This window comes from Paenibacillus sabinae T27 (assembly GCF_000612505.1).
GTDB lineage: Bacteria > Bacillota > Bacilli > Paenibacillales > Paenibacillaceae > Paenibacillus_AQ > Paenibacillus_AQ sabinae.
This window is the reverse complement of sequence record NZ_CP004078.1, coordinates 1860136-1871462: the sequence shown is the minus strand read 5'-3', so window position 1 is coordinate 1871462 and position 11327 is coordinate 1860136. Positions and strand designations below refer to the sequence as shown.

Annotated in this window: 12 protein-coding genes; 3 read left to right on the top strand and 9 right to left on the bottom strand. The window is 50.0% G+C overall.

The window, feature by feature from the left end:
• Nucleotides 1–9: 9 nt before the first annotated feature.
• The 4 genes from sufC to PSAB_RS08485 all read right to left on the bottom strand — a co-directional run bounded on the left by sufC (nt 10) and on the right by PSAB_RS08485 (nt 2987).
• Nucleotides 10–792: a Fe-S cluster assembly ATPase SufC gene (gene sufC, locus PSAB_RS08500; RefSeq protein ID WP_025334150.1), complete on the bottom strand. Its 783-nt coding sequence runs from the start codon at nt 790–792 to the stop codon at nt 10–12.
• 230 nt (nt 793–1022) lie between these two features.
• Nucleotides 1023–1595 (bottom strand): DUF1802 family protein, encoded by a 573-nt coding sequence (locus PSAB_RS08495; protein ID WP_025334149.1) that lies wholly within the window; start codon nt 1593–1595, stop codon nt 1023–1025.
• 322 nt (nt 1596–1917) lie between these two features.
• Nucleotides 1918–2379, bottom strand: coding sequence for a Dps family protein (locus PSAB_RS08490; protein ID WP_025334148.1), 462 nt, complete (start codon nt 2377–2379; stop codon nt 1918–1920).
• 305 nt (nt 2380–2684) lie between these two features.
• Complete coding sequence (locus tag PSAB_RS08485; RefSeq protein WP_025334147.1) at nt 2685–2987, bottom strand: YunC family protein; 303 nt, start codon at nt 2985–2987, stop codon at nt 2685–2687.
• Nucleotides 2988–3189: 202 nt separating this feature from the next.
• Between PSAB_RS08485 and PSAB_RS08480 the strand changes: the two genes are divergently transcribed.
• Complete coding sequence (locus PSAB_RS08480) at nt 3190–3699, top strand: hypothetical protein (RefSeq protein ID WP_025334146.1); 510 nt, start codon at nt 3190–3192, stop codon at nt 3697–3699.
• 119 nt (nt 3700–3818) lie between these two features.
• Here the strand turns inward: PSAB_RS08480 and PSAB_RS08475 are convergent, their stop codons facing one another.
• Entirely contained in the window at nt 3819–4202 is a 384-nt protein-coding gene (locus PSAB_RS08475; RefSeq protein ID WP_025334145.1) for a DUF423 domain-containing protein, read from the bottom strand.
• Nucleotides 4203–4402: 200 nt separating this feature from the next.
• On the opposite strand from PSAB_RS08475, the gene PSAB_RS08470 reads away from it, so the two are divergent.
• Nucleotides 4403–4843 carry a DUF7544 domain-containing protein gene (locus tag PSAB_RS08470; RefSeq protein WP_025334144.1) on the top strand — a complete coding sequence of 147 codons (441 nt, stop codon included), beginning with the start codon at nt 4403–4405 and terminating at the stop codon, nt 4841–4843.
• A 140-nt stretch (nt 4844–4983) separates the two neighbouring features.
• Here PSAB_RS08470 and PSAB_RS08465 read toward each other — a convergent pair whose 3' ends face one another.
• Nucleotides 4984–5898, bottom strand: a complete 915-nt coding sequence (locus tag PSAB_RS08465) for a hypothetical protein (protein WP_025334143.1) — start codon at nt 5896–5898, stop codon at nt 4984–4986.
• A 273-nt stretch (nt 5899–6171) separates the two neighbouring features.
• Here PSAB_RS08465 and yhbH point away from each other — a divergent pair, with 273 nt between their 5' ends.
• Nucleotides 6172–7335 (top strand): sporulation protein YhbH, encoded by a 1164-nt coding sequence (yhbH, locus tag PSAB_RS08460; RefSeq protein ID WP_025334142.1) that lies wholly within the window; start codon nt 6172–6174, stop codon nt 7333–7335.
• A 178-nt stretch (nt 7336–7513) separates the two neighbouring features.
• Here the strand turns inward: yhbH and PSAB_RS08455 are convergent, their stop codons facing one another.
• From PSAB_RS08455 to PSAB_RS08445, 3 genes are all read right to left on the bottom strand, one after another.
• Complete coding sequence (locus tag PSAB_RS08455; RefSeq protein ID WP_144240495.1) at nt 7514–8359, bottom strand: sugar ABC transporter permease; 846 nt, start codon at nt 8357–8359, stop codon at nt 7514–7516.
• Nucleotides 8356–9669 (bottom strand): carbohydrate ABC transporter permease, encoded by a 1314-nt coding sequence (locus PSAB_RS08450; protein ID WP_025334140.1) that lies wholly within the window; start codon nt 9667–9669, stop codon nt 8356–8358. The genes PSAB_RS08455 and PSAB_RS08450 overlap by 4 nt, the downstream gene beginning before the upstream one ends.
• A 77-nt stretch (nt 9670–9746) precedes the next feature.
• A complete protein-coding gene (locus PSAB_RS08445) occupies nt 9747–11066 on the bottom strand; it encodes a sugar ABC transporter substrate-binding protein (RefSeq protein ID WP_025334139.1) in 1320 nt (439 codons plus the stop codon).
• Nucleotides 11067–11327: the final 261 nt, after the last annotated feature.

Here is an 11327-nt window from a genome sequence, read left to right as displayed (position 1 = left end):
CAGGTGTTCTTAAGCTTCCTGTCCTACGGTTTCATCTTCGATTCCGAGTTCTTCCTTCACCCATTCGTAGCCTTCGGCTTCAAGACGTTCCGCCAGCTCCGGACCGCCGGATTTGACGATTCTGCCTTGCATCATTATATGAACAAAGTCAGGCTTGATATAGTTGAGCAAACGTTGGTAGTGGGTGATAACCAGGAATCCGCGGTCTTCGCTGCGCATAGCGTTTACCCCTTGGGCTACAACTCTCAATGCGTCGATATCCAGACCGGAGTCAATTTCGTCAAGAATGACGATTTTCGGTTCCAGCAACATCATTTGCAGGATTTCGTTGCGTTTCTTCTCGCCGCCGGAGAAGCCTTCGTTCAAATAGCGGTGCATGAACTCAGGGTTCATTTCCAATTCCTTCATTTTGCCTTCCATCTGGCGGATAAACTTGATCAGCGAAATTTCGCTGCCTTCTTCGCGGCGGGCGTTAATCGCGCTGCGGAGAAAGTCGGAGTTCGTTACGCCGGCGATTTCACTCGGATACTGCATTGCAAGGAACAATCCGGCGCGGGCGCGCTCGTCAACGCCCATTTCCAGCAAGTCTTCGCCCTCAAGGGTTACGGTTCCTTCCGTTACTTCGTATTTCGGATGGCCCATCAGCGAAGAAGCAAGTGTACTCTTGCCGGTGCCGTTCGGCCCCATGATGGCATGAACCTCGCCGCCCTTCATTTGAAGGTTAAACCCCTTTAGAATCTCTTTCCCCTCAACTGTCGCTTTCAAACCCTCAATGACAAATTCTGCTGCCATAACGTTCATTCCCTCCATTGATCGATTTGCGAAATCAGAATTATATTAAAACAGGTTAGCCCTGATCCCAGCATTATGCTTTAGAGTGCTTATCAAATTATAATCATTATAATTTGATTCTCACTGATTATCAATGATTTTCACTCATTTTATTATAATGAACCTGTCATTACAAACCGAATTTTCATTTTTTCAAAATCTTTCAACGAAGTTTCACCATTATTGTCATATTATTGCCCTAATATGGACTTAATTCTCACACGCTTTTCTTCAAACGACTCTTCGCTCAAAACCGGGTTTAACCGGATGTCGTCCTTCACCGCCGGAAGCTCAATCCAGGAACGGCAGCCCCCATATTCCGGAAGCGCCTCGATCAGAACCGGCTCCTCCAGCTTGTATACCCGGAGCAGTAATATATGAAGCGGCTGCTTCGCCTTCCATTTGAGCCGCTCCTCGGCCAAATTTCCCGTCCACATATGATAAGGATAAAGCAGCTCAAGCTGCGCGAAATCACGCACTTCAAGATCATCGGTTGCCTCGGCATATGCGGTAAGCTTCACATGGGCGGCTCCCGCATCAAATTCCGAAAGTGAACGCTCCACGAAGGATTGATAGGGGTCCTTGATCAGGTGGGCCCGCTGGTGTTCATAGGTCGGGAACAGATAAAAGGAACGGCTCTTCAGCTCAAACCGCCTCGTTTCCTCCTCGATGCCGCCTTTTCGCATAAGCAGGATCTGATCACCTTCCAGCAGAACATCAATGACCGAAGCCCATTCTTTCAGAGCGACGGGGTTGAGTTTCATCGCTTATCCCTCCTTCCAATCCCAATTTTTCAGCTGCTCATGAATCTATTATAACGGCATTCGTTCCATTCCGACAGGCTGATGTTAAAAAAGCTTCCGCAAGAAGACCATTCAAGCTCGTATTCCGGAATCCGTATGGCGTAAAAAAACGCGCCGTGTATAGATTTCCTTCCTCAGCCGCGGTATCATCCCGAAATATTTTCCAAAGCAGTTTTTTTCAAAAGGCATTACGAATTTGTCGAATAACGCAAAAAAGCCTCCTGGGGAGGCTTGTCCGCTAATTCATAGATCCTCACTGCCTGTCAAACGTACGGTCCGGTCCTCAACCGAGGAAAGAACGCAGCATCCAGGCATGCTTTTCAAAGTCGGTGCGGATTTTGATGAACAAGTCGGCCGTAGGGTGGTCCGTACCTTCCTCCGCCAGTTCGATGCCTTCCGTCACTTCTTCAGCCACGGTGGTGAAATCCTCGATCAGTGTTTGCACCATCGCGCGCGTATCCTCCTTGCCGGTTGCTTCCTGAATGGTCGCAATTTCCAGATACTCCTTCAAGGTTGCAGCCGGTTGCCCTTTGATGCTCAAGAGACGCTCTGCCACCTCGTCCATTTTCTCCGTAACCTCATCATATAATTCTTCGAATTTGACATGAAGCGAGAAGAACTGCTCGCCTTTTACATACCAATGGTAATTGTGTATTTTGACATACAGCACATTCAGATTGGCAACCTGACGGTTCAATACTTGCTCGACTGAGGTAGATTCAACTTTGTTTGTTGCTTTAGCCATTTTAAATCCCTTCCTTGTCCAAAAATGTAGCCGGCATCTCAAGATGGTCCGGCCCTGCCGTTGTCTACTGACCATTTACCCCTATGTCCACCCGGGCGAAACAATATGACCCAATCTCCATAATTTTGTCAAAATACCGGATGGATCGACTTCCGTAGGATGCTCAAAGGGATTCCCGCTTATGCTTGCCCATCCGCTTCCGGTTTTTTACACAAACGCGTAACCTCTATTTATGGACATCAATTTGGTTAAAAGCCTAGCATTAAAAAAGGGGCCGATTGGCCCCATCTCACCTGCGCATTTCTCTACAGCATCCTGAGCAAAGCTTCGGACCCGATCATGCCCGGAACGATTCCAAGCTTCTCCGCCTCGAATGTCACGGATTCCAGCGGAGCGGCAAGCAGCTGTTCCAATGTCCGTACCCCCACAGCCCTTCCGGCAATGATGCCCCGGTCTGCAAGACGTTCGTTCAGCAGTCCGACATCAAGCGCTCCGCACATAATATAACCTTTATCGGTGCTGATCGTCAGCAGCGTCGTTTTGGGCAGTTTCACTTCCACGCCAAGCATAATATGATTGCCGACCGCTACAGGCTCCAAAGTCACCATTAACAGCCACCTCCCTTATCGTTTCCCCGCTCTATGTGTATGCCTGCCTTGTTGCAGACGTGTGGACGATGGTCCCGATTTTTACGGAAGAACCAGGTGACAAAAGGCCCAATCTCCCCGAAATTCTTCTATATTATTATTTCGCGTTTAATGATATAGTTTGTTTACATAGAACCATTTCTAAGGATAAGCTGGGGGCATTATGGACAAAAAAACACTAAGCGAAGACGATCATTATTTGTTTAACGTCGACATCTTGATTAATGCCCGTACCCATCCGCTTGCTCTGCAATATTTGCTGGAACTGATGAACGGCAGCCAGGTCGTAGGAGATTTTAAAATCAATTCGGAACTCCCCCTGGGAAAAAAAATCGACAGCCTGCTGAATCCGCCCAAAACGTTGTCCAAGCAGGAAAGCGCTCTGCTTAAGAAGCTCTCGGGTTATAAGTCTTCCGTGCACGCTTCACCTTCTGCAGCGGCATCTCCTCCGAAGGCACCCGCGGAAAGTCCCGCAGACGCCTTCGAACAGATTCGCACGTTTATCCGGGATAACCGACTGGTCCGGTTAAGGGCCAACCGCCAGGGCAAGCAGTTGTCACTTCCGTGCCGTATTCTGAATTTTGACGAAGAGACAGGCACCATAAACGTCTATCATGTAGACGAGAAGCAGGTATATACGTTCAGGCTAAATGAAATCGACGAATTTTTGTAAAAAGCAAACGAGGGTGCCTTTAGACCATAAGACGGTCTAAGAGCACCCTCGCTTGCGTAAAGCCATAAGATCGCTCCGCGAGATTCAATGCGCTTCTGCCAGCGGAGCGCCTTTTGGAACTAGCGGGCTTTTTTCCGGGACCAGCCCTCCAAAGCAAGCAGCAGCCAGCCGGCAATGAAGCATACTCCGCCTAACGGAGTAATTGCTCCCAGCACCTTGATTCCCGAAATGCTCAGCGCATAAAGGCTCCCCGAGAACAGGATGATGCCGGCAATAAGCAGCCAGCCGGACCAGCGGAGCCGGCCGCTCTCACCCCATTGTCCGGCGGCAAGGCCGACGATCAGCAGACCCAGCGCATGCATCATGTGATAATGGACGCCCGTTTCATAGACCGCCATCGCCGATTCATTGAGCGAGGCTTTAAGGATATGGGCGCCGAAAGCGCCGACGGCTACGGCAAGCATGGCGAACAGCGCTCCCCAAGTGATAAATGTCCGCTGCAAAGACTGACAACTCCTTATCCTATGCCGAGAATACGCTACATACGGCATGCTTTTTCGATCCCTTCTATCATAACGGATGCACAGCAGACATATCCAGTGTTCACCTTTTTTGCCAGGGGCCTTGCATTTGGAGCTTAGCCTGTGAACAATAGTTATAGCATATACATAGTAAATAATCGGCAAAGGAGCATACCCAGTCTATGGATGAACAGGATTTTCCGAAGCAAGACCCACAGCAAAACAACCCCTATACCGGTGCCCCCGGCTTCTCTCCCTACCCGGAGGAACCGCGAAAGCTCAAGCATTCTGGCCCAGGCATCGCCTCCTTTGTTATCGCTATGGTGACAATTGTGGGATACATCGTCTCCTTCATAGTCGCTGCAGTCTTAATCGGGCAGGAAGTTCATGTAACGATCACGCTGGCTGACCGGGGAGGCGAAGGTTTTCTGTTTCTCGGCTTGTCGGTGCTTGCGCTTGCGGCGCTTAATTTGATCGGCCTGGTGGTTGGAATCATCGGCCTTGCCCTGCGCGGTAGGCGCAAAGTATTCGGAATCATCGGGACGATCATCAACGGACTTATATTGCTGATGTTCGTGCTGCTCATTGTGGTGGTTCTGGCGGACGTGGGCGCCCTGTCGTAAAGTCGGGACGGACGCTGCCCCCTTACAAAATGGCGGCTTCGAATACAGAACCGGCCCCTCGGGTTGTCCGGGTAATTACCCGAAGACAAGACCCGAGGGGCCGTTTTGTCTCTCAGCCAGTGAAGCCTTTTATGCTGCGTTTAACGGTTCACAAGCGTATTCAACGAAGCAAAGGCATGCGGTGGAAATCCTTCCGTGGCCTCACCGAAAGGGATATTCATGGTAATGATAAAACCCTGCCCGTCCGACTCCTTGACGATATATTTTTTCGCCCCGTCCTTGCCGGTTGCGGTCAGGAACAGCCGGGCGTCCGGCATTGCCTGAGCTCTCTCGCCCTCTTTAAGCTCCTTGACTTCCCCAATTTTGGACAGCTCCTTGCTGCCTTCAAGCCGCAGAATATCCAGATTAAAGTCTGAAGGAAGCTTCTCGATGTCGGCGTAATAGTCGGGATTAACCTTCAGATAAAGCCGGCCCTTCGCCTGGTCGAAGCTGAGAATATCAAACACATACAGCGCATAACCGTTGCCCTGAGCGAGCGTCGCCGTCTTCACTTCCCGGCTTCCTTCCAACGTAAGCTCCAGCTGCTTCGTTGGCGGCAATTCGGACGAATTATCCGCGCTCCCTTCCGAAGCGCTCAGCTTGGTAAGCACACGCTGCTTGACCGAAGGGTCGCCCTCTACCTCTTTTTCCACGTATTCAAAGGAGATCTTGTCCTCTTCATTCAGCGTTTCCGGCACATTCTCCAATCCGGCTCCGAGTTCAAAGGCAATCGGACCTTCCTCCGTCTGGATTTCTATGGAATGATTATCGATTTGACCGTTGTAGACCCCGGTCCCTTTTATAACCTGAGTCTCCCCGACTGCCGGTTGGCTCGGTGAAGCGGATGGTTCGGGCGCCGTGCTCGGTTCGGGAACGGCCGTGGGCGCAATGGTCGGCGAGGCCGTGACGGGCGCATCCGATGGGCCTGCGGCAGGCTTATCTCCCGTGCAAGCCGTCAGAGCGAGCAAGAATACGGCAAGAGCGGCCGCGGCCGATATGGAACGTTGTGGTTTCATGCAGTTTTGCCTCCTTAAGGTTCTCGTGCGGTGCGCACTTACCCTTTTAACGTCCCATCCCGTGCTAAGGTTGCAAATGAATTTTTCCGGAAACCGGCCTTTAACTTCTCCGCCGCTTTCAGCGCACATATCCCCAAGCCCCGTGAATATACTTTAGTTACAACTACCGGCTTCTCCGCCCCGGCGCTTTGCCGGATCTGTTCCCCTTATGCCGGTCCGCGCCGCAAGCCGCGAATTCTTTCGTTTCTTATATTCCATGGGAGGTGATCCTCTTTGCCGCAATCGTCACAGCCTTTTTCATTCGTCGTCTCAAAGGAAGACTGGTCCCTGCACCGCAAAGGCCATCAGGATCAGGAACGTCACCAGCAGAAGGTCAAGGAAGCCATCAAGAGCAATCTGCCCGATCTCGTTACGGAAGAGAACATTATCATGTCCGATGGCAAGCAAATTGTAAAAGTGCCGATCCGCAGTCTGGATGAGTACCGGATTATTTATAATTACCGCAAGCAGAAGCATGTCGGGCAAGGCGACGGAGACAGTCAAATTGGAGATGTTCTGGGACGGGAACCGGCCCAAGCGGGTCCGGGCAAGGGAGATAAAGCCGGCGATCAGCCGGGTCAGGACCTGGTGGAGGCGGAGGTCGATCTGGAGGATCTGGAGGACATTCTGTTTCAGGAATTTGAGCTGCCTCATCTAAAGCCCAAGGACAAGGAAGAAGTTGAGGTCCAGTCCATCGTCTTCAACGATATCCGCAAAAAAGGTATGATGTCCAATATCGACAAAAAGCGCACCCTGCTTGAGAACCTGCGCCGCAACGCCAGAGCCGGTATTCCGAAAATTCACCGCATCAGTCCCGACGATCTGCGCTACAAAACATGGGACGAAACGACCATCCCGCATTCCAATGCGGTTATCATCGCCATGATGGATACTTCAGGAAGTATGGGAACCTTTGAAAAATACTGCGCCCGCAGCTTCTTCTTCTGGATGACCCGCTTCCTGCGCCGCCAGTACGAGAAGGTCGAGATTGTCTTTCTGGCCCATCATACGGAAGCCAAAGAGGTCACCGAGCATGACTTCTTCACCCGGGGCGAGAGCGGCGGCACGATCTGTTCGTCGGCCTATCAAAAAGCGCTGGATATTATCGACAAACGCTATCCGCCTTCCAAGTACAACATCTATCCTTTCCATTTCTCGGACGGCGACAATTTAAGCTCCGACAACGAGCGCTGCGTCAAGCTGATCGGGGAGCTGCTGAAGCGCAGCAACATCTTCGGCTACGGCGAGGTCAACCAGTATAACCGGAGCAGCACGCTGATGTCGGCATACAAGCATATCAAGCAGCCGCAGTTCATGTACTATGTCATCAAGGACAAGAAGGAAGTGTATCAGGCGCTCAAGACCTTTTTCGCCAAAAAAGAGCCCGCAGGGCGGTAATCCGTTAATCCCGGACGCCACGGGAACAAGCCGGTTCTTTGACTTCACTCCTTACAACCTTCAGCAGCATATAAAAACGAAAAACGGCCGTTTATTACCTAAAAAAGCTTCCCTGTTGTAAGAACGGGAAGCTTTTAAATATTTTAAATGGGTTAAGCAGCTATTTCCCTTTACGCTCTTACCCTTTGCTGGCTCCCGCTGTCAATCCGTCTACCAGCAAGCGCTGGAGGAAGGCGAACAAGATCATAATCGGCACAGCAATCAGTACGGCTCCGGCCGAGAACAGGGTGAAGTTGGAGTTCTGAATGGTGTTGACCATGTCCCACATCCCTACTGCGACGGTCCAGTTCTCTTTTGTCCGCAGAATCAGCCGTGCGAAAATGAAGTCAACCCATGGTCCGACAAACTGGGTCAGCGCCATATAAGTAATCATCGGTCGTGATAATGGCAGAATAATTCTTGAGAAAATGCCGAAGTTGCTTGCCCCGTCAATCCGCGCGGCCTCGTCAAGGGAACGGGGAATCGTATCGAGAAAGCCTTTGGCGATGAATGTTCCGCTGAGAGGAGCGCCGGCCGCGTAGACGATAATTAACGCCAGATGAGTATCCAGAAGATGAAACTCCTTCAGCAGCAAATAAATGGCGATCATACTCATAAAGCCCGGGAACATGCCGAGAATCAGCAGTGTGGACAACGCCGTCTGACGTCCCTTAAAACGAAATCTTGATACCGCATAGCTTGTCAGCAGAGTCAATAATACGCCGATCAGCATAGAGCAGAGAGCGATCTTCAACGTATTCATGTACCAAGTGCCGAACAAATAGACCTGTGAGGTAAAGAGCTCTTTATAATGGACAAGCGTCAGCTGATCCGGAATAAAATGCTTGCTGTACAGCGACTTTCCGGGCCGAAGCGATCCGAGAACAATCCATATCGCCGGATACAAGGCCGATATCGCCAGGACAATCAGGATGATATAACTCACAGCCAGACGACTGATATTGGCGAATTTACGTCCGATCATTGGATCATGTCCTCCTGTTTGAAAGAATTGGTCCGGCGGTAGTTGTATATCGAAAAGGAAGCGATGATGATAAAGATAATGATCCCTACTGCGGCGGCCATGTTGTTTTTGTTCTGGTCAAGCGTCAATTTATACAACCATGTTACGAGCAAATCCGTTGAACCTGCGTATTGATAGTTCCCATTCACCGGATTCCCGCCCGTAAGCAGAAAAATCGCGTTAAAGTTGTTAATGTTGCCCGCAAACTGCGTTATGAGCGTAGGGGCTGTGGTGAACAGAACCATGGGTAAAGTGACAATGCGAAATTTTTGAAAGTTGGAAGCTCCGTCAACCTCTGCCGCTTCGTACATATCCCGCGGAATTGTCGTCAGCACACCCATAATTAGCAGCATGGATACCGGTATGCCGACCCACATATTTACAATAATAACGGTCACCTTCGCCCAGAATGGATCGGTTAGCCACGGCAGTCCGCCGAGTCCAAAATATCTCAGATATTGATTGATCGGGCCGAATTGCCCATTGAACAGGTTGCGCATGAGCAGCAGAGAGATCAGCTGCGGAACAGCATACGGAATAATCAGAATCGCTCTCCAGAAACCTTTAAATCTTATACCCTGCTGGCTAATCAGCAGCGCTACCAGCAGACCTCCGAAATAAGTGGTAACCGTCGATAAGATCGCCCAAATAATTGTCCAGGTCAGAACCCCGTAAAAAGTATGGCTCCATGTCTTCAGTGCAAGCAAATTGCGGAAGGTTTCGAAGCCGACCCAATCCACAAGCTTCGCCGGAGGAACGTGCGAGGGGGCGGAATAGTTCGTAAAGGCAATCAGGATCATAAAGATAATCGGCATGATGGTGAAGAACAAAATGCCGACGGCAGGAAGAATCAGGAAGGTTTCCGCAAATTTATAATCCCGTACATAGCGGAGTGATTGTTTAAAGTTGTTAACCGGAATTCCGGCTTCCCGTTTCCTGGCGGTTTGGAACGCATCCCTGATGTTCATAACCCAGGCGATCAGAAACAAAATCAGCACAAACAAGGTAATCAAGCTCTGAATCAAAATATAAATGGAATGGTCTCCGGGCACCATTTTCGTGATCCCGTTCACTTTAGCCAAATGGTTGGGCGTATCTCCCAAAGTGGCAATCCCCCACAAGGCCCTTCCCAAATTTCCGATAAAATAATAGACACACGCTGATTCGATCAAGAAAAAAATAATGCCTTTTACGAATTGGCGGTTGTATATTTGTCCGAGTCCCATAAAAATCGTCGACAGTATCGTGGCTGTTGCGCGTTGTATTCGCATTCCTTCTCCGCTCTCCTCTCCCGGGAATCGCTATCGCCCGCCAGGCTTGGCGCGGCGGGCGATGGCGATTTGTTTCATTATTGAGCTGCGGCTCCATTGTTCAAATCCTTGATTTGCTGAACCGCTTTGTCCATTGCCGCCTTCGGATCGGCGTTTTTATCCCAAATTTCCGGCAGCGCTGCGTTAGCCGGGCTCCACACATTGCCCATCTCCGGTATGGACGGCATAGGCTGGGAATTCTTCGCTTGTTCGGCAAAGGCCGACACATATGGATCATTCTTGACCTGCGGATCTTCCAATGCTTCCTTGTTCGTCGGGATGGAACCAATCAGCTTGTTCAGCAGAAGCTGGGCATCTTTGCTGGTAGCGAATTCAGCATACAATTTGGCCGCATTCGGATACTGCGAATACGCATTGACTCCGTAGATTTTGATGCCGGAGAAGGAAATCGACGTTTTCCCGTCAACTGTCGGCAGCGGCGCCAAACCCAACTTGTCTCCAAGCGCTTGTTTATAGCCGGCCAGTTCCCACGGACCATTAATATCCATAGCTACGTCTCCGGAATTGAACAGGCTGCGCTTGATATCCGGGTTGATATCCCCGCTCTTGATCGGCAGAGCCTCTTTCATTTTGACAAAAGCTTTCAAGCCTTCAATGGCTTGATCGGAGTTCAGGCCAATATCGTCCTTGTTAGTGCCGCTATCGCCGAAGACATAACCGCCTGTCGAAGCGATAAACATATAGTTAAAATACAGGTTGCCGACTTCCCACATAATCCCGTATTTGTTCTTCGATTTGTCCGTGAACGTCTTGCTGAAAGCAAGCACATCATCAAAAGACTTCGGCGCTTCCTTCACCAGCGATTTATTATAATACAGAGCGTAGGTCTCGGCGGAACGCGGGTAGCCGTACAGTTCGCCCTCAAAGCTGGCTCCGGTAATCGCGGCCTCGGTGTTGTTCTTTTTGGTTTCCTCGGCAAACAGATCATTTGGAAGGACAAGACTCGCAGCGACCGCCTTACCGAGATTGTCATGCGGAATAACGATAACGTCCGCCGCCAATCCCGAAGGACCGTCCTGAGACAATTTCGTCACTTGATCTGCGGGAGCCACTTCTTCGATTTTGACCGGAACATTATATTTTTGGGTAAATTCCTTGGCGATTTGCTCGGTGAACGCCCTTTCTTCTTTACTCTCCCATACCGTCAAAGCAGCTCCGTCTTCAGGAGTGATTTGAGAAGACACTGATCCCGTGTTCGTACCTCCAGAATTGGAGGCGCTTTCTGTAGGTGCACTCGTTTGGGCAGAATTCGCTCCGTTATTTCCGGACCCGCAGGCCGTAATGGAGAGAACCATTGTGAACGCAGCGGCGAGAGTGACAAACTTTTTCATCTTCAATTTCATTAGCCCCTTTCGTGTTCAATTCCCTTAATTTTTGAGTTGAAGCGATCAAGTTCGGCAGTTTGCGCAAACGATTGCAAAAAAGCTGCCACAGGACCGTAATTCTTATCTTATTTCGTCGAATTAGACAATCCCATAACTTGGAAGCGCTTCATTTCGAACCAATCATACAATAGCGTATCTTGTTTGTAAAAACGCTTTCACATAGAATTTTACGTCATTTCGTCCAATTTAATTGGGTAAATCACCTATTATCTT